The organism is Seohaeicola saemankumensis, assembly GCF_042678485.1.
In the GTDB taxonomy this organism is placed as follows: Bacteria; Pseudomonadota; Alphaproteobacteria; order Rhodobacterales; family Rhodobacteraceae; genus Seohaeicola; species Seohaeicola saemankumensis.
The window spans coordinates 485,949-502,311 of sequence record NZ_JBHTKR010000003.1 but is presented as its reverse complement, the minus strand read 5'-3'; the positions used below and the strand labels follow the sequence as shown (position 1 = coordinate 502,311).

Annotated in this window: 18 protein-coding genes; 10 read left to right on the top strand and 8 right to left on the bottom strand. The window is 63.9% G+C overall.

Features of this window, described 5'->3' with window-relative positions; all coding sequences use genetic code 11:
* Positions 1–9: 9 nt before the first annotated feature.
* Positions 10–732, top strand: a complete 723-nt coding sequence (locus tag ACFQ3C_RS09375) for an NYN domain-containing protein (RefSeq protein WP_380790923.1) — start codon at positions 10–12, stop codon at positions 730–732.
* A 4-nt stretch (positions 733–736) separates the two neighbouring features.
* Here ACFQ3C_RS09375 and ACFQ3C_RS09370 read toward each other — a convergent pair whose 3' ends face one another.
* Positions 737–1,372, bottom strand: coding sequence for a TetR/AcrR family transcriptional regulator (locus ACFQ3C_RS09370; RefSeq protein ID WP_380790921.1), 636 nt, complete (start codon positions 1,370–1,372; stop codon positions 737–739).
* Between the two features lie 140 nt (positions 1,373–1,512).
* Between ACFQ3C_RS09370 and mbfA the strand changes: the two genes are divergently transcribed.
* The 7 genes from mbfA (at position 1,513) to ACFQ3C_RS09335 (ending at position 7,320) form a co-directional block, all read left to right on the top strand.
* Positions 1,513–2,487, top strand: a complete 975-nt coding sequence (gene mbfA, locus ACFQ3C_RS09365; RefSeq protein WP_380790919.1) for an iron exporter MbfA — start codon at positions 1,513–1,515, stop codon at positions 2,485–2,487.
* A gap of 59 nt (positions 2,488–2,546) precedes the next feature.
* The gene (locus ACFQ3C_RS09360) at positions 2,547–3,476 is read left to right on the top strand and encodes an AEC family transporter (RefSeq protein WP_380790917.1); all 930 of its coding nucleotides are present in this window, start codon (positions 2,547–2,549) and stop codon (positions 3,474–3,476) included.
* A 61-nt stretch (positions 3,477–3,537) separates the two neighbouring features.
* Positions 3,538–4,368, top strand: coding sequence for an S-formylglutathione hydrolase (gene fghA / locus ACFQ3C_RS09355; RefSeq protein ID WP_380790914.1), 831 nt, complete (start codon positions 3,538–3,540; stop codon positions 4,366–4,368).
* Positions 4,365–4,820: a YaiI/YqxD family protein gene (locus ACFQ3C_RS09350; RefSeq protein WP_380790912.1), complete on the top strand. Its 456-nt coding sequence runs from the start codon at positions 4,365–4,367 to the stop codon at positions 4,818–4,820. The genes fghA and ACFQ3C_RS09350 overlap by 4 nt, the downstream gene beginning before the upstream one ends.
* A gap of 30 nt (positions 4,821–4,850) precedes the next feature.
* Positions 4,851–5,471 (top strand): HAD family hydrolase, encoded by a 621-nt coding sequence (locus tag ACFQ3C_RS09345; RefSeq protein ID WP_380790910.1) that lies wholly within the window; start codon positions 4,851–4,853, stop codon positions 5,469–5,471.
* On the top strand, positions 5,468–6,382 hold the full coding sequence (locus ACFQ3C_RS09340; RefSeq protein ID WP_380790908.1) for an ornithine cyclodeaminase family protein: 915 nt from the start codon (positions 5,468–5,470) through the stop codon (positions 6,380–6,382). Before ACFQ3C_RS09345 ends, ACFQ3C_RS09340 begins: the two co-directional genes overlap by 4 nt.
* Positions 6,379–7,320 carry an alpha/beta fold hydrolase gene (locus ACFQ3C_RS09335; RefSeq protein ID WP_380790905.1) on the top strand — a complete coding sequence of 314 codons (942 nt, stop codon included), beginning with the start codon at positions 6,379–6,381 and terminating at the stop codon, positions 7,318–7,320. Before ACFQ3C_RS09340 ends, ACFQ3C_RS09335 begins: the two co-directional genes overlap by 4 nt.
* A gap of 40 nt (positions 7,321–7,360) precedes the next feature.
* On the opposite strand, the gene ACFQ3C_RS09330 is transcribed toward ACFQ3C_RS09335, so the two are convergent.
* Positions 7,361–8,623, bottom strand: coding sequence for an MFS transporter (locus ACFQ3C_RS09330; protein WP_380790903.1), 1,263 nt, complete (start codon positions 8,621–8,623; stop codon positions 7,361–7,363).
* 135 nt (positions 8,624–8,758) lie between these two features.
* Here ACFQ3C_RS09330 and zapE point away from each other — a divergent pair, with 135 nt between their 5' ends.
* Positions 8,759–9,823: a cell division protein ZapE gene (gene zapE, locus ACFQ3C_RS09325; RefSeq protein WP_380790901.1), complete on the top strand. Its 1,065-nt coding sequence runs from the start codon at positions 8,759–8,761 to the stop codon at positions 9,821–9,823.
* A 93-nt stretch (positions 9,824–9,916) separates the two neighbouring features.
* Complete coding sequence (locus tag ACFQ3C_RS09320; protein ID WP_380790898.1) at positions 9,917–10,399, top strand: transglycosylase SLT domain-containing protein; 483 nt, start codon at positions 9,917–9,919, stop codon at positions 10,397–10,399.
* 79 nt (positions 10,400–10,478) lie between these two features.
* Here the strand turns inward: ACFQ3C_RS09320 and ACFQ3C_RS09315 are convergent, their stop codons facing one another.
* From ACFQ3C_RS09315 to ACFQ3C_RS09290, 6 genes are all read right to left on the bottom strand, one after another.
* A complete protein-coding gene (locus ACFQ3C_RS09315; protein ID WP_380790896.1) occupies positions 10,479–11,303 on the bottom strand; it encodes a LysM peptidoglycan-binding domain-containing protein in 825 nt (274 codons plus the stop codon).
* A 104-nt stretch (positions 11,304–11,407) separates the two neighbouring features.
* Positions 11,408–12,001 carry a rhodanese-like domain-containing protein gene (locus ACFQ3C_RS09310; RefSeq protein ID WP_380790893.1) on the bottom strand — a complete coding sequence of 198 codons (594 nt, stop codon included), beginning with the start codon at positions 11,999–12,001 and terminating at the stop codon, positions 11,408–11,410.
* A 233-nt stretch (positions 12,002–12,234) separates the two neighbouring features.
* Positions 12,235–13,509, bottom strand: coding sequence for a bifunctional folylpolyglutamate synthase/dihydrofolate synthase (locus ACFQ3C_RS09305; protein ID WP_380790891.1), 1,275 nt, complete (start codon positions 13,507–13,509; stop codon positions 12,235–12,237).
* 7 nt (positions 13,510–13,516) lie between these two features.
* The gene (gene accD, locus ACFQ3C_RS09300) at positions 13,517–14,431 is read right to left on the bottom strand and encodes an acetyl-CoA carboxylase, carboxyltransferase subunit beta (protein ID WP_380790888.1); all 915 of its coding nucleotides are present in this window, start codon (positions 14,429–14,431) and stop codon (positions 13,517–13,519) included.
* An 81-nt stretch (positions 14,432–14,512) separates the two neighbouring features.
* Positions 14,513–15,457, bottom strand: a complete 945-nt coding sequence (locus ACFQ3C_RS09295) for a CPBP family intramembrane glutamic endopeptidase (RefSeq protein WP_380790886.1) — start codon at positions 15,455–15,457, stop codon at positions 14,513–14,515.
* Positions 15,457–16,344 carry a CPBP family intramembrane glutamic endopeptidase gene (locus ACFQ3C_RS09290; RefSeq protein WP_380790884.1) on the bottom strand — a complete coding sequence of 296 codons (888 nt, stop codon included), beginning with the start codon at positions 16,342–16,344 and terminating at the stop codon, positions 15,457–15,459. Before ACFQ3C_RS09290 ends, ACFQ3C_RS09295 begins: the two co-directional genes overlap by 1 nt.
* Between the last annotated feature and the right edge of the window lie 19 nt (positions 16,345–16,363).

Genomic DNA, 16,363 nt, shown 5'->3' with positions numbered 1-16,363 from the left:
GACAGACCTATGGACAATCCCGCCCGCCCGCCGCTTCTGGCCGTGCTGATCGACGCCGACAATACCTCGCCGAAATGGACGCGCGCCATTTTCGAGGAGATCGCAGGCATGGGCGAGGCAAGCGTCCGCCGCGTCTATGGCGATTTTTCCAGCACGCAGATGAGCGGCTGGAACAAGGTGCAGGCCGAGTTCGGTCTGGTGCCGCATCATCAGCCCGCAAATACCGTGGGCAAGAACGCATCCGACATTGCCCTGGTCATCGACGCGATGGACCTGATGCATTCGGGCCGGTTCGACGGCTTCGTGCTGATCTCGTCCGATAGCGACTTCACGCGGCTGGCCAGCCGTATCCGCGAACAGGGGCTGGATGTGTTTGGCATCGGGGCGCAAAAGACGCCCGAGGCGTTTCGCAAGGCCTGCAAGCGGTTCATCTTTCTTGAGAACCTGGAAGGGGCCGATCCTGCGGGCAAGCCTGCGGCCCGGGCGGAACCGCGTGCGTCGGGCAACCTGCCAGAAGCGCGCGATCTGATCCTGAAGGCCATGGACAGTATCGATCAGGAAGACGACTGGTATGCGCTGGGTCCCCTGGGCCAGTTCATCACCGCGGCCAATCCGGATTTCGATACGCGCAGCTACGGCAAGAAGAAGCTGAGCGATCTCATTGCCGATCTGAAGATATTCGAAACAAAGCGCGGATCGGGCAACCAGATACTGGTGCGGCGGATCGACTGAACGCTCAGTCCTTCACGCCGTATCGGGCCAGGAATGTCTTGACGGCGCCTTCGATCACGCGATCAATTTCATCATCCGAGAACCGGTTCTGGATGCCGAAAACGGCCCGCGTCCACAAATCCGCCTTGCACAGCTCGGCGAACTGGTCGGCGGCCAGTCCGAAATCTTCGATCGCGACTTCGCCACGTGCCTGTGCCTGACGCAGGTAATCCGCGATCCGGGCGCGGCCAAGGGCGGGGCCGCTGTCATAGAAGGCCTGACCCAGTTCGGGGAAACGGTCAGCTTCGGCGACGCAGACGCGGAAGATCCGCTGCGAGAAATCGGACAGGATGATCCGGATCAGTCGCCCCGCGGTTTGCCGCAAGACCAGCGCGGGCGGGGCGGTCATGTCGATCACCTGAAGGGCGGCGCTGGCCTGCCGCGAACATTCGCGCTCTGCCATCTCGGTGAACATCAGGCGTTTGTCAGGAAAATAGCTGTAGAGCGTGGCCTTGGACACGCCTGCCGCGCGCGCGATATCGTCTACCGACGCGCCCTCGAAACCGCACAGCAGGAACACCTCGCGTGCGCCATCAAGAACCTGGTCATATTTTCGGCCCTTGCGCGGTTTGACGCGCCCCTGTTCAGCAATGATATTCATGCGCCCCTGTCCCTTGCATCGGTGCAGTTTAAACCGAATGGTTCAGTTTCGACAAGCAATCTGCATGCATCGCCGCCCCTTGCCGAACCACTCTGTCAGGTTTAGATTAGAATCATTCTAATATGCATGGAAATAGCTGTATGCCCTTTCTGTCCCAACGCCGCCGCTTTCGCGACCTGTCCGAGCAAGAGATCCTTGCGCTGGCGATCTCCTCTGAAGAGGATGATGCCCGCATATACCGCAGCTATGCGGAAAGATTGCGGGCCGATTATCCCGATACGGCCGCCATGTTCGATGGCATGGCCGCCGAGGAAGACAGCCACCGCCGCCGCCTGATCGACCTGCACGAAGCGCGTTTCGGATCCGTCATTCCGCTGATCCGGCGGGAACATGTCGCGGGATATTACGCGCGCCGTCCGGTCTGGCTGATCGAGAACCTGGGGATTGAGCGTATCCGCGCCGAGGCCGAAGGCATGGAGCGCGAGGCCGAAGCCTTTTATCTCAAGGCCGCGCAGCGCAGCACGGATGCGGCCACCCGCAAGCTGCTGGGCGATCTGGCCGCAGCCGAATCCGGGCATCAGGCACTGGCCGGCGACCTTGCGGAAAAGCATCTGCCCGAGGATGTACGCGCCGCTGAAGGGCGCGCATCGCATCGGCAATTCGTCCTGACCTGGGTGCAACCCGGTCTGGCCGGATTGATGGACGGATCGGTCTCGACCCTGGCGCCGATCTTCGCCACGGCCTTTGCCACGCAAGATACCTGGACCACGTTTCAGGTGGGTCTGGCGGCGTCCATCGGGGCAGGGATTTCCATGGGCTTTACCGAGGCTGCGTCAGATGATGGCGAATTGTCAGGGCGCGGTTCACCCGCAAAACGCGGCTTTTCCTCTGGTATCATGACGACGGTCGGCGGACTTGGGCATGCGCTGCCTTATCTGATCACCGATTTCTGGACCGCAACCGTGATCGCCATTGCCGTTGTTTTCGTCGAATTGTGGGCCATCGCCTGGATCCAGAACCGTTACATGGAAACGCCGTTTTTCCGCGCGGCACTTCAGGTGGTGCTGGGCGGCGCGCTTGTGCTGGCCGCCGGGGTGCTGATCGGCAGCGGCTGATGACGGGCCCCGGTGCTTTCGGCAATTGACGCCGCCCCCCGCCGTGTTACCAACGGCTGATGTTCGAGATCTTTCTGAAGACCCTGCCCTTCTTCATGGTGATCGGCGTCGGTTATGGCGCTGGGCGCAGCGGTTTTTTCACCGAGGCCGCAACCGCCTGGCTGACCAAATTCGTCTTTTATTTTGCCCTCTCGGCGATGCTGTTCCGGTTCTCGGCGAACCTGTCACTGGCAGAGGTCTTCGATCTGACCTTCGTGAAAGCCTATCTGCTGGCCACCGTGGTGGTCTATCTGCTGGCGACGGGCGTGGCCCTTCTGCGCCGCATTCCGATGCAGGAGGCCGCGATCGAGGCGCAATGCGCCACCATCGGCAATGTCGGCTTCCTGGGTATCCCGATGCTGGCGCTGCTGCTGGGCGAGGCGGCGATCGCCTCGGTCATGCTGGTGCTGGCGGTGGACCTGATCGTCTTTGGCAGCCTGATCGTGATCCTGATCACCGGCGCGCGGGACGGGCGGGTTTCCTGGGGGATCTTCCGCAGCATCGGACTGGGGCTGCTCAAGAACCCGATGATCGTGTCCATCGTGCTGGGCCTGACCTGGTCGGGCCTGCAGATCCCGATCCCCGGCCCGCTGAATGAATTCGTGATCCTGCTGGGCAATGCCGCGACGCCGGGCGCATTGTTCGCCATCGGTGCCTCGCTTGCGTCGAAATCGGCGGAACGGGTCTTCGTGGCGGGCTGGCTGTCGTTCTGCAAGCTGGTGCTGCATCCGGCCGCTGTCGCCGTGGCGGCGCTGCTGATCTTTCCGGTCGAACCCTATGCGGCGGGCGTGATGATCGCGGCGGCGGCTTTGCCGGTGGCCGGCAATGTCTACATGCTGGCGCAGCACTATGGCGTGGCGCCGCATCGGGTGTCGTCCTCGATCCTGATCTCGACCGCGCTGAGTATCGTGACCGTCTCGCTGGTGATTGGCTGGATTTCGACGCTGTAACCTTGTGGGCCGGGTATCATTGGCTTAGCCAAGCCACCAAACGCGAAAAGGAGACACCTTGATGCAAACCCTTTCGGAAAACGCCTGTTTCGGCGGCGTGCAGGGCGTCTACAAGCACGCCTCGAAAGCGACGGGAGCCGACATGACCTTTGGCCTGTTCCTGCCGGCCGAGGCCAAGGATGGCCCCGTGCCCGTGCTGTGGTATCTGTCCGGGCTGACCTGCACGCATGAGAATGCAATGGTCAAGGCAGGCGCGCAGGGCTGGGCGGCAGAGCAGGGGATCGCGCTGGTTTTCCCCGATACCAGTCCGCGCGGCGAAGGCGTGGCGGATGACGCGGCCTATGATCTGGGGCAGGGGGCCGGGTTCTACGTGAACGCCACGCAAGCGCCATGGGCCCCGCATTTCCGCATGTGGGACTATGTGGCCGAGGATCTGCCCGGTCTGTTGTTCAATGAATTCGCGCTGGATCAGGAACGCCAGGCCATTACCGGCCATTCGATGGGCGGGCATGGTGCCCTGACGCTGGCCATGGGTCTGCCGGGGCGGTTCCGTTCGGTCTCGGCCTTCGCGCCGATCTGCAACCCGACGGGGGCCGACTGGGGGCGCAAGCAACTGGGCGCCTATCTGGGCGATGACGAATCCACATGGGCGCGCCATGACGCCAGCCTGATGATGCGCGCGGTGGGTCTGGATATCCCGCTGCTGTGTGACACTGGCACCAAGGACCAATTCCTTGACAACCTGCGCCCCGAAACCCTGGCCCATGCCGTGATGGCCCGCCGCGCGCAGGCCGTGCTGCGTCTGCAACCGGGCTACGATCACAGCTATTTCTTCGTCTCGACCTTCATGGAAGATCACGTGTCCTTCCACGCCGAGGCGCTTTACGCGTGAGCATTCTCTACGTCGATGCCGATGCCTGCCCCGTCAAGGAAGAGGCCGAGCGCGTGGCGACCCGCCACGGTATCCAGATGAAGCTGGTCAGCAACGGGGGCCTGCGCCTGTCGCGCAACCCGCTGGTCGAGGTGGTGATCGTGGACGCAGGCCCTGACGTGGCCGATATGTGGATCGCGGATCGCGCGGGGCCGGGCGATGTGGTGATCACCGGCGATATCCCCTTGGCTGCGAAATGCGTGGCCGCCGGTGCGCGGGTTCTGAAACACAATGGCGAGGCGTTGACCAAGGCCAATATCGGCAATGTGCTGGCGACCCGTGACCTGATGACCGACCTGCGCGCCGCAGATCCGTTCCGCCAAGGTGGCGGCAAGGGCTTTACAAAGGCGGATCGCTCGCGCTTTCTTGAAGCGCTTGACCGCGAGATCCGCGCGGCTGGCAAACAGACCTAGCCCGCAACAGGCGCGGCACAGGAGGCGGCGATGCGCGTGCAGGCGGTAATCTTCGACATCGGCAATGTGCTGATCGAATGGCAGCCGGAACGGTTCTATGACGCCACAATCGGCGAGGGGCGCCGCCGCGCGATGTTTGCGGATGTGGACCTGCATGCGATGAACGACCGGGTGGATTCGGGGGGCGATTTTGCGGATGAAATCGCCCGCACCGCGCGCGAGTTTCCCGCCCATGCCGCGGCGATCATGATGTGGCACAGTCATTGGCTGGACATGGCGCGGCCCGAAATCCCGCATTCCGTCCGCCTGCTGCGCGCCCTGCGCGCGCGCGGCGTGCCGGTCTTTGCCCTGTCCAACTTCGGGCTGGAACCGTTCCGGATGGCGCGTGGCGTCTACCCGTTTCTGGATGAATTCGACCGGCTGTTCCTGTCCGGCGCGATGGGCGTGACCAAGCCCGCCCCCCGCATCTACCAGATGCTCGAGGACGGCTGTGGCCTGCCGCCATCCTCGCTTCTGTTCACGGACGACCGGGCCGAGAATATCGAGGCCGCCGCGAAACGCGGCTGGCAGACGCATCTGTTCGACGGACCCGAAGGCTGGGCCAACTGCCTGATTGCCGAGGGTCTCTTGACCGAAAAGGAAGCCGCATGACCATCCCCATTATTCCTTTCACCGCCGAGGCGCATCTGGACTGGCGCGCCCTGACACAGGCGCTGACCCGTGGCCATACCCTGCCACGGGCCGAGATTGCCGATACCTTCCTCTATCGCACGCCTGATACGCTGCTGAATCGCGCGGCATGGATCGACGGGCTGGGGGTGGCGGTGAAATCGGCCACGATCTTTCCGGGCAACGCACAAGCGGGCAAGCCCGTGGTCAACGGTGGGGTCACGCTTTATTCCGACCGTGACGGGATGCTGGAGGCAATCGTCGATTTTCACCTGGTCACCAAGTGGAAGACGGCCGGTGACAGCCTTTGCGCGGCCCTCAGGCTGGCGCGGCCCGACAGCCGACGCATCCTGATCGTGGGGGCGGGCACCGTGGGCCGGTCGCTGCGCGAGGCTTATGCTTCGGGCTTTCCCGATGCCGAATTCACCATCTGGAACCGCAGCCGCGCCGGGGCCGAGGCACTGGCCGCCGACTGGCCGGGAATGACCGTTGCCGATGATCTGGCACAGGCCGTCTCGCAGGCCGACATCATCACCTGCGCCACGATGAGCACCGAACCCGTCATCAAGGGCGACTGGCTGCGCCCCGGCCAGCATCTGGACCTGATCGGCGCCTATCGCCCCGACATGCGCGAGGCGGATGATACGGCCCTGCGCCGCGCGCGCATCTTCGTGGACAGCTATGACACCACCGTGGGTCATATCGGCGAGATCAAGGACCCGCTGGCGCGTGGCGTGATCGCGCGCCAAGATATTCTGGCCGACTATTACGAGGCGGGCAAATTCGCCCGCAGCAGCGATGATGACATCACGCTTTTCAAGAACGGTGGCGGCGCGCATCTGGACCTGATGACAAGCCGCTACATTCTGGATGCCTGGAGGGCAGCACAATGATCTGGTTCCTGATCTTTCTGTTCGTAATCGGGCTTGTCGCGATCTGGCCCTTCGCGCGTGAAGCGATGCGCCAGCCGATGAACGACGCGGCGCGCCAGGACGCGCCGGGTGAATTCGCGACCCTGTCGCAAGGTGTCACGCATTTCCGTTGGATCGGGCCCGCGCGCGGGCCTGTGGCGGTTTGTGTGCACGGGCTGACGACGCCCTCGATGGTCTGGGACGCCGTGGCGCAGGGGCTGGCCCTGATGGGGTTTCGGGTGCTGGTCTACGATCTTTACGGGCGCGGCTATTCCGATCGCGTGCCGGGGCTTCAGGATCAGGATTTCTTCATCCGGCAACTGGACGATCTGCTGGCCGCGCAGGGGGTGCAGGATGACATCACCCTTCTGGGCTATTCCATGGGGGGCGCCATCGTGTCAGCCTATACCGCGCGCAATCCCGGCCGGGTGCGGCGCATGATCCTGCTGGCGCCCGCAGGCATGGGGCATGATCTGGGCAAGCTTGCGAAATTCACCCGCGACACGCCGATCCTGGGGGATTGGCTGATGCTGCTGCGCTATCCGGCGCTCCACAAGAAGGGCACCGAGGCCGAGCGCGCCTTGCCCACCGAGGTGGCGGGCATCATCGACTATCAGCAGGCCGAACTGGGCAAGCGCGGTTTCGTGCCTGCGGTCCTGTCGTCGATGCGCGGTATCCTGCCCCGCCCGTTGGAGCAGGAACATCGCGCCATCAGCCGCGAAGGGATTTCCGTGATGGCGATCTGGGGCCGCGACGATACCGTCATTCCGATCAGCGCGATGGGCAGGCTGGCGCAATGGAACCGCATGGCCCGGCAGGATGTGATTGACGGCGCAGGCCACGGGCTGACCTATACCCATGCCAGCGCCATCGTCCGCGCCATCGAAGCCGGGATCGCCGCCGAGGTGGCAGGCGACTGATAGACGCGGCCCCGGGCGGGTTGTCCCGCCTCAGGCCGCCTCAGGCCGCCTTGGCCGCAAGTGGCATCGGTTTTTCGCGCACCGGCAAGTGGACGATGGCGCTGAAGGCACCGACGCCTATGCCGATCCACCAGACCAGCATGTAGTCGCCGGTCAGGTCATACATCTTGCCACCCAGCCAGACACCCATGAAGCTGCCCAGCTGGTGGCTGAAGAAGACGATGCCGTAGAGCGTGCCCATATAGCGCAGCCCGTAGATATGCGCGATCAACCCCGAGGTCAGCGGCACCGTCGCCAGCCAGAGTGACCCCATCGCCGCCGAAAACAGCAGCACGGTCGCGGGCGTGATCGGCGTCAGGATGAAAGCGGCGGCGACGAATGTGCGCGCGGTGTAGATACCCGCCAGCAGATACTTGCGCGGCCAGTACTTGCCCGCCCATCCGGCGGCCAGCGTGCCTGCGATATTGGCCAGACCGATCAACGAAATCGCGACCGCTCCCAGCGCCGAGGTCGTGGTGATGCCAAGACCGTGCAGCACGCCGCCCGGCAGGATCGGCCCGCACATTTCCGTCACGAAGGCGGGAAAATGCGCGGTGATGAAGCCCAGCTGATAGCCGCAGCTGAAAAAGCCCACGAAGATCAGGGTAAAGGACGGATCGCGAAACGCCTTGTTCAGGATCGCGCCAAGGCTCTGTTCAAGCTCGGCGCGGCTGGCCGGGGGTGTGGGTGCGCGCATCAGCGGCAGAAGGCACAGCACCGCAAGGATGGATGCGGCAAAGACCAGAAACACGCTTTGCCAGCTCATCATCGTCAGAAGCCACTCGGCCAGCGGCGCGCCAAAGATCTGCCCGACCGAACCGGCGGCGGTGGCAATGGCCAGGCTCATCGAACGGTTTTCATCCGATGCGGCGCGCCCGACAACGGCCATGATCACGCCGAACCCGGTGCCGGCGATGCCGAAGCCCACAAGGATTTCGTAGAATTGATGTGCCGTCGGTGTCACGGCGAAAGACGACAGCACCAGCCCCGCCGCATAGAACAGCGCGCCAAGGATGATCGCCTTGCGATCGCCCAGCTTTTCCGCCATCGCGCCAAAGAAGGGTTGCCCGATGCCCCAGGCCAGGTTCTGGATCGCGATGGCAAGGCTGAATTCGGCGCGCAGCCAGCCGAATTCTTCGGCAATCGGGATCTGGAACACGCCGAAGCTGGCCCGGATTGCGAAAGACACCATGATGATGGCGCAACCGACCAGCAGGACAGGCGTGAAGATCGAGGCGGGTCTGGCGGGCGCGGCGCTGTGCATCGGGGTCTCCTGGGATGGTGGCCGGACCTTAAGCCGATGCTTGGCAGCGTCAATTGATGAAATCTGCGGTCAATCATCACCTTTCGTGATGCCCTGCGTCTTTTCACGGCACGGGGCGCGGGCTAAGGAGAGGGCATGGAAACACTGCTCCAGATCTACGAGGCCCGCGTGCAGGAGGGTCGCTTGACCCCGGACGAGGCCCAGCTTGAGGCCCTGCCCGAGTTCGAGCGTATTCGCGCGGCCCTGGCGCAGCCGGTCAAGCGTGGCCTGTTCCGCAAACCGCCTGAACCGCCACGCGGTCTCTATCTCTGGGGCGGGGTCGGGCGCGGCAAGTCGATGCTGATGGATCTGTTTGTCGAAAGCCTTGATGTGCCGGTGCGACGGGTGCATTTCCACGCCTTCATGCAGGAAATCCACACCGGCATGCACAAGGCGCGCCAGCGCGGCGTCGAGGATGCAATCGCCCCGGTTGCGGCCGATGTCGCGGCAAGCGTCAAGGTTCTGGCCTTCGACGAGATGCAGATCACAGACATCACCGATGCGATGATCGTGGGGCGCCTGTTCGAGGCGTTGTTCAAGGCCGGTGTCGTCGTGGTCACCACCTCGAACCGGGTGCCGGATGATCTGTACAAGCACGGTCTGAACCGGCAGATCTTTCTGCCGTTCATCGCCCTGCTCAAGGAACGGATGGTCGTGCATGAGCTGGTCAGCCACCGTGACTACCGACAGGACCGGCTGGCAGGCTCGCCTGTCTATTTCACCCCCGTCAATGACGCGGCGCGCGCGGCCATCGCGCAGGTCTGGCAGGATCTGACGGGGGGCGGCACTGACCCTCTGACGCTGCATGTGAAGGGGCGGCAGGTGGAAATACCCGCCTTTCGCAACGGTGTCGCCCGCGCCTCTTTCTACGATCTGTGCGGCAAGCCCCTGGGGGCCGCCGATTACCTGGCCCTGGCCGAAGCGGCGCGTGTTCTGGTGCTGGAGAATATCCCCACTCTGGGGCGGTCCAACTTCAACGAGGCAAAGCGCTTCGTCACCCTGATCGACGCGCTCTATGAGGCGAAGGTCAGGCTGATCTGTTCGGCCGCCGCAGAACCTGAATACCTTTATCTCGAGGGTGAGGGGACGTTCGAATTCGAACGGACCGCCAGCCGCCTGCGCGAGATGCAATCAGCGGAATGGGCGGGCGACAGGGTCTGATCGGCGCCGCTTTGCCGATACCGAAAACAACAGTTCTGTCCGGTCGGAACGCGGGCTATCACGCGCAAGGCAGAACCCTTTTCGAGGTCATTGATGGTATCCTGTTCCCGACGTGCCGCCCTTGGCCTGATCGCCGCCCTTGCCGTTTCGGCCTGTGCGCGATCTGCGCCCCCGGAGCCTGAAGACCTGGCCACCCGGTCGACCCCGCTTTATCCGAACGAAACGCCACAGCTGCGCCGCCTGATCGTGGCCGCCGCCCGCGAAAACGATGTGCCGGTGGAACTGGTGCAGCGCGTGATCCTGCGCGAAAGCACCCATCGCCCCGACGCGCGCAACGGGCCCTACTATGGCTTGATGCAGATTCTGCCCGCCACGGCGCGCACGATGGGCTTTCGTGGGCAGCCCGCTGACCTTCTGGATGCCGAAACCAACCTGCGTTACGCCGTGCGCTACCTGCGCGGGGCATGGCTGCTGGCCGATGGCAGCCATGATCGCGCGGTCATGTGGTATGCGCGCGGCTACTATTACGAGGCCAAGCGCCGCAGCATGTTGCGCGAAACCGGCCTGCGGGCCTGATCCGGCGCAAACCCCTGTCCCGAAAATGAAAGGGGGCCGTTGGTTCGGCCCCTCTTTCGTCTCCTGCCTGCCTTAACTGTCAAATCGTGGGGATCACCAGGCGCTGTCCTACCCGCAGACTGTCCGGGCTGGACAGCAGGGCGCGGTTGGCCTCGAATATCGCGGTATAGCGCGCCATATCGCCGTAGAATCGCAATGCGATCGACCCAAGGCTGTCGCCCGGTCCGACCGTGTAGACCTGTTGCCCGCCCCTTTGCGCCAGATTGCCTGACGGAACCACGGCCGCGACATCCTGGCCGCTGGCGATAGCGGCCTGGGCCACGATGGTGCTGAGGATGACATGGGTATCGACACGTCCCTCTGCCGTGACCAGGGCGCCCGGCACGGAGATTGCGCCGCTTGTTGCGGCCTCGTTCAGCAGCGCGTCGATATAGGCGTCTGATTGACCCGCCTGCAGGGCCCGCGCGATCAGTGTCTGGAACGTCATGGTCGCTTCTGCGGGATCAGGCTGACCGGTCATCTTGCGTAGCCCGCTCAGCGCGGACATCGACATCGCGCGCATGGGATCATCGGCCTGGGTGTCGCCTGCGGCCGGGGCCGGTGGGGTCACGCCAAGTTCCACAAGAACCCCCCGCGTCATCGCCTGCAAATCCATATCCGCGGCGATCCCCTGCCGGGGGGGTGCGTCGGCCTGACCTGCGCTGGTCTGATCTGCTGTTCGCACAGACGTCAGCGCCTGCGGGGCCGCAACCGCCGGCGCAATCGCCAGCTGATCGAAGCCCGCCGAAGACCGCGTCACACCCGCGCCGTCCAGCGCCGGGGGCGTTCCGGAATCCGACTGGATCAGGACAAGGGAAACGGTCACCCCTGCGAAAAGGCTGGCGATGGCGAGGGCGCGAAACATGGAATTCTCCGGAAAACGACGGATACTGTCAAAAACGGGTTTGCACCCCAAAACGCCTTGGGAGGCATGCAAGGTCGTGCTGGGCTGAGCGGTTGCGGACAAGGTCAACCTCCGCTCGGTATATGGGTGCTCAGACCCAGTTGCAGCCAGACTTGCATCCCGCCACGATAATAGCTGAGCTTTTCGGCAGGATAGCCGGCCTGCAGAAGATACCGGATCGCCAGGGGCGCCTGATCGCACCAGGGACCGTTGCAGAAGACCGCAAGCTGTCTGGCCTGCGAGAAATCCCACTCGGTGCCGGTCAGGGTCGCACCCAGCGCCTTGAGGATTTCGTCACGATAGGGATTGGCAGGATCAAGCGTGGCGAAGGGCAGGTTGATCGCGCCGGGGATCGTGCCCTTGGAAAAGAATTCGGGAAGCCTGCTGTCCAGCAGCAGACCCTCGCCGGCCGAAACGCGGGTTTCCAGGAAATCCATCACCTCAAGCTCGCCCAGGGTGACGACACCCGGGGCCGCGGTCATGGGCGTGATGCAGAAGGGCGGGCAGGGGCGAGAGGTGCGGGCAAAGTCCCCTTCAAGCCGGTTCTCGCTGTCCTGTATCCGGTCGATCACGATGGTCGTGCCATTCAGGTCGATCGTCCGGACATCGACGTCCTGCGTGATGCGTACCGGCTCTGCAAGCACGGGAAGCGTTGCCATACTGACAAAAAGACAAACAAGGCTCAAACGGCGCAACATCACGAAAATCCCCCAGAAAAAAGACAGCCCGTGATACTGGCAGACGGGCTTGCCCCGATGAATAGGCAAGATATAGGGGAATCGGTCCGAATCAGTCAACATAAAGTGATTCGGGCAGGGCGCGATTCGTCGCCCGCCCCCGAAATGCCGAGATCCCGTGCAGTTGCCCCGATGTGGCGCTGATGATCCGCAGCCTAGCCGTTTTCGCGCAGGATCGACCCTGCCAGGTAAAGCGATCCACAGATCAGCACCCGCGCCTGAGGGTCGCGTGCCGCGATATCGGCCAGCGCCGCGCCGACGGAAGCGGCCACGCTGGCGGTGATCCCGGCACGTGTTGCCGCCGCCGCCGTCTCTGCCGCCGGCAGGGTTGCTTCGGTATCGGGAATGCTGACCGCAAGCAGGCTGTCGATATGCGGCGCCATCGGGCGCAGGTAGCCGCCGATATCCTTGGTGTTGAGCATGCCGCAGATCAGATGCGTGGGGCGCTTCGGCAGGGTTGCAAGATGCGCGCCGATCGCCTCGCCTGCTGCGGGGTTATGGCCGCCATCCAGCCAAAGCTCGATCTTGGGCGCTTGTTCGACAAGGGGGCCTTCGCGCAGTCTTTGCATGCGGGCGGGCCAGAACGCCCTTGTGACGGCGGCCTCAAAGGTGACATCCGGCTGCCCAAGATGGCGCAAGGCAGCAAGGGCTGCGCCCGCGTTCTGGATCTGATGTGCGCCGGGCAGGTTTGGCAGGGGCAGATCCAGAAGCCCGTTTTCGTCCTGATAGATCATCCGGTCGCCTTCGCGCGCCACATGCCAGTGCTGCCCATGGATCAGCAGGGGGGCGCCGACACGCGCGGCGCTGGCCTCGATCGCGTCAAGCCCCTCGTCGGTCTGGGGGCCGACGATGCAGGTCACGCCGCGTTTCAGGATGCCCGCTTTTTCGCCCGCGATCTTTCCAAGGGTGTCGCCAAGATATTGCTCATGATCCATCGAGACCGGCGTAATGATGCATAGCGCAGGCTTTTCGACCACATTCGTTGCGTCCAGCCGCCCGCCCAGGCCGACCTCCAGCAGGGTGAAATCGGCCGGTGTGCGGGCAAAGGCCAACAGCGCGGCACAGGTCGTGATCTCGAAATAGGTGATGTTCGCACCGTCATTGGCGGCATAACACGCCTCAAGCATCTCGGTCAGGTGTTGCTCTGTGATCAGCTCACCGGCCAGCCTGATCCGTTCGTGGAACCGCGCCAGATGCGGCGAGGTATAGGCATGCACGCGATGCCCCGCCGCCTCAAGCCCGGCGCGGATCATGGCCTGCGTGCTGCCCTTGCCATTCGTGCCCGCGATATGGATCACTGGCGGCAGCCGGTCCTGCGGGTTGTCCAATGCAGCCAGCAGCCGCCAGACCCGATCCAGCGTCAGATCGATGATCTTGGGATGAAGCGCCATCATCCGTTCAAGGATGATGTCCGATCCTGCATGCGCCATGATCGGATCAGGTCGCGCTGGCGGGCTTTGCCGCGGCCGTTTCGGGCGCCGGCAGATCGCCCCAGACGGCGGGTGGCTGGCGTGTCAGCATCCGGGTGATGGTGATCAACTCCTCGCGCAGCTTTGTGCGGGGTGTCACGCGGTCCAGCATGCCATGATCCAGCAGGTATTCGGCCCGCTGGAATCCCTCGGGCAGTTTCTCGCGAATGGTCTGTTCGATCACGCGCGGCCCGGCAAAGCAGATCAGTGCGCCCGGTTCCGCGATCTGCACGTCGCCCAGCATGGCATAGGATGCGGTCACACCGCCCGTGGTCGGATGCGTCAGCACCACGATATAGGGCAATCCGGCCTCTTTCAGCATCTGGATCGCGACGGTCGATCGCGGCATCTGCATCAGCGACAGGATCCCCTCCTGCATCCGCGCGCCACCGGCGGCGGAAAACAGGATCAGCGGGCGTTTCAGCTTCACCGCCTCCTCGGCGGCGGCGATGATCGCATTGCCCACATACATGCCCATGGACCCGCCCATGAAGCTGAAATCCTGCGCGGCTGCAACGATGGGGGTGCGGCCGATCTCGCCGGTTGCCACCAGCATCGCGTCACGCTCGCCGGTGGATTTCTGCGCCGCCTTCATGCGTTCGGGGTATTTCTTCTGGTCGCGAAAGTGCAGCGGATCGGCCAGCGGTTCCGGCACGGCCACTTCGCTGAATATCCCGCCATCGAACAGCGCCGAGAAGCGCGCGCGCGGCGTGATCGCCATGTGGTGCCCGCAGGATGTGCAGACATTCTGGTTGTCGCTGAGTTCGCGATGAAACAGCATCGTTCCGCATTCGTCGCATTTCGTCCACAGGTTCTCGGGCACTTCACGGCGCGAGAAGATCGAGTTGATCCGCGGGCGGACGTAGTTGGTGATCCAGTTCATGGGCGACGGGCCTTTTTCGTGGTCGAGTGTCCGTTTGGACGGTTCAGGGTTCGAGGTAAGCCTTCGGGCGACAAAATGCAATCAGCGGCGAATGGCGATACGCGCACCGGCCCATAACATGCCGATCCCCAGAAGCTCGATCAGGAATCCGGGATCGAACAGGCCGATCGCGTCACTGTCCTCTGACGGCAGCGGGTGCGGCATGGTCGGCAGCGGCGCCAGCGACTGACTCGGATCCGAGGGGAAAAGAAACAGCGCCAGCCCCGAATCCATGCCGCCCGCCTCGCCGAACAGAAGAAAAGCCAAGGCGTTGTTGACCAGGTGAAATCCGATCGCGGGCCCCAGCGTGCCACTGCGCGCGGTCAGGTCCGCTGCGGCCAGGCCGAAGACAAACGCCCAGATCATGTAATGCGCGGCCTGGACTGGGGGCAGTTCCGGTGCATAATGCGCCGAGGCGAACAGCAGGCTTGGCAGCACCAGCCAGACCCAGGGTTGATCAAAGCGCGCCGCCAGCTGTTGCTGGATATAGCCGCGATAGAACAGCTCCTCTGCGCCGGTCTGGATCAGCAGGGCTGCCAGCGCCAGCGGCAAAAGCGCCAGCCAGGGGCCCAGCGGGCGCATCTGCGCCAGCGACAGCAGTTCGATATCGGGCGGGATGAATTCGATGGCCAGCGTTGCGATGCTCAACAGCAGGGTGACTTGCAGCATCTGTTGCAGCGCAAGCCCCGGTTGGCCGATCAGGCTGGCCAGGCCACGCCCATGCAGCCTGCGGCTGATCAGCACCACGGCAAGGCCCAGGGCCACGAAGCTGAACAACTGGATCAGCAGGCCGCGCGGACTGGTGCCACCAGCCACCTCTGCGGGGCTGGCCAAGGGCACCAGTTGCAGGAATGGCTCCATCAGGTAGAGCGAGGCAAGATACATCACCTCGACCATCAGGATACCGATCACCAGCAGCTTCGGCTCGGACCGTGCGCGCGCGGGCAGAACGAAACGCCAGTGCGGATCATAGGGGTGCCGGGTCATCAGCGCCGAATCGCCAGCCGCGCCGCCAGCCAGCCGATCAGGATCAGCATCGCGTCGATCACCAGGTAGGGCCGCAGGGCGATCGGATCGGCCATGTCGACCTGCAATCTGAACAGCGCCAGCCCGGACAAGGTGCCCTCGGCCGACATGATCAGAAGCGCGCTGGCATTGGTCATGAAGTGAAGGGCAATGGCCGGTCCCAGCGTGCCCGCGCGCGCCGTCAGATCCGCGGCCGCCAAGGCAAAACCGGCAGCCCATGCCATGATCAGCCAGCCATTGGCACCCGCATCCGGCCGATAGTGCAATAGGCCGAAGATCACGGCCGGCGCCACCATCCAGACCAGCGGGCTTTGGAACCGCGCGGCCAGTTGTTGCTGGATGTAGCCACGAAACAGGATCTCTTCGGCCGAGGTCTGCACCAGAACCGCGATCAGAGAGACAGGCAGCAGCAAGATCCAGGTCAGCGGCGAAAGGCCGGGCGCCAGCGGGTCCGCAAAGCCCCAGGGCGGCAGGACGATGATGATGATGGCAATCGCGATGAGAACCGCCAGCGTTGCCCCGAACTGCCGCAGCATCAATGGCCAGGGCCCCAGCAGCGTCAAGGGGTTGCGCCTGTGAAGCTGCAGGGTCACGATCGCGGCCGCCAGCGTCATGAACAGGAAGCTGTAAAGCAGCGCCAGCACCCCGGCCGGGGTCTGGCCCGGCGCGTCAAGGCTGCTGATGTCACGGTATAGCGCATCCGCCCCCAGCTGCCGGACCGCCAGATTGAAAAGGGCATTCAAGCCGACCACGATGATCACGATCAGGACCAGCCCCAGCGCCAGGCGCCAGACCTGCGCTGTCTGGCGCGCGGGTGCGATGAAGTCCTTGTGGGCATCATGGGGCATTGGTCTGCTCTGCATCCTC

Coding starts and splice junctions, on each gene's coding strand:
- ACFQ3C_RS09375 (WP_380790923.1), top strand. CDS start 10: ATGGACAATCCCGCCCGCCCGCCGCTTCTGGCCGTGCTGATCGACGCC.
- ACFQ3C_RS09370 (WP_380790921.1), bottom strand. CDS start 1,372: ATGAATATCATTGCTGAACAGGGGCGCGTCAAACCGCGCAAGGGCCGA.
- mbfA (WP_380790919.1), top strand. CDS start 1,513: ATGCCCTTTCTGTCCCAACGCCGCCGCTTTCGCGACCTGTCCGAGCAA.
- ACFQ3C_RS09360 (WP_380790917.1), top strand. CDS start 2,547: ATGTTCGAGATCTTTCTGAAGACCCTGCCCTTCTTCATGGTGATCGGC.
- fghA (WP_380790914.1), top strand. CDS start 3,538: ATGCAAACCCTTTCGGAAAACGCCTGTTTCGGCGGCGTGCAGGGCGTC.
- ACFQ3C_RS09345 (WP_380790910.1), top strand. CDS start 4,851: ATGCGCGTGCAGGCGGTAATCTTCGACATCGGCAATGTGCTGATCGAA.
- ACFQ3C_RS09340 (WP_380790908.1), top strand. CDS start 5,468: ATGACCATCCCCATTATTCCTTTCACCGCCGAGGCGCATCTGGACTGG.
- ACFQ3C_RS09335 (WP_380790905.1), top strand. CDS start 6,379: ATGATCTGGTTCCTGATCTTTCTGTTCGTAATCGGGCTTGTCGCGATC.
- ACFQ3C_RS09330 (WP_380790903.1), bottom strand. CDS start 8,623: ATGCACAGCGCCGCGCCCGCCAGACCCGCCTCGATCTTCACGCCTGTC.
- zapE (WP_380790901.1), top strand. CDS start 8,759: ATGGAAACACTGCTCCAGATCTACGAGGCCCGCGTGCAGGAGGGTCGC.
- ACFQ3C_RS09320 (WP_380790898.1), top strand. CDS start 9,917: ATGGTATCCTGTTCCCGACGTGCCGCCCTTGGCCTGATCGCCGCCCTT.
- ACFQ3C_RS09315 (WP_380790896.1), bottom strand. CDS start 11,303: ATGTTTCGCGCCCTCGCCATCGCCAGCCTTTTCGCAGGGGTGACCGTT.
- ACFQ3C_RS09310 (WP_380790893.1), bottom strand. CDS start 12,001: ATGGCAACGCTTCCCGTGCTTGCAGAGCCGGTACGCATCACGCAGGAC.
- ACFQ3C_RS09305 (WP_380790891.1), bottom strand. CDS start 13,509: ATGGCGCATGCAGGATCGGACATCATCCTTGAACGGATGATGGCGCTT.
- accD (WP_380790888.1), bottom strand. CDS start 14,431: ATGAACTGGATCACCAACTACGTCCGCCCGCGGATCAACTCGATCTTC.
- ACFQ3C_RS09295 (WP_380790886.1), bottom strand. CDS start 15,457: ATGACCCGGCACCCCTATGATCCGCACTGGCGTTTCGTTCTGCCCGCG.
- ACFQ3C_RS09290 (WP_380790884.1), bottom strand. CDS start 16,344: ATGCCCCATGATGCCCACAAGGACTTCATCGCACCCGCGCGCCAGACA.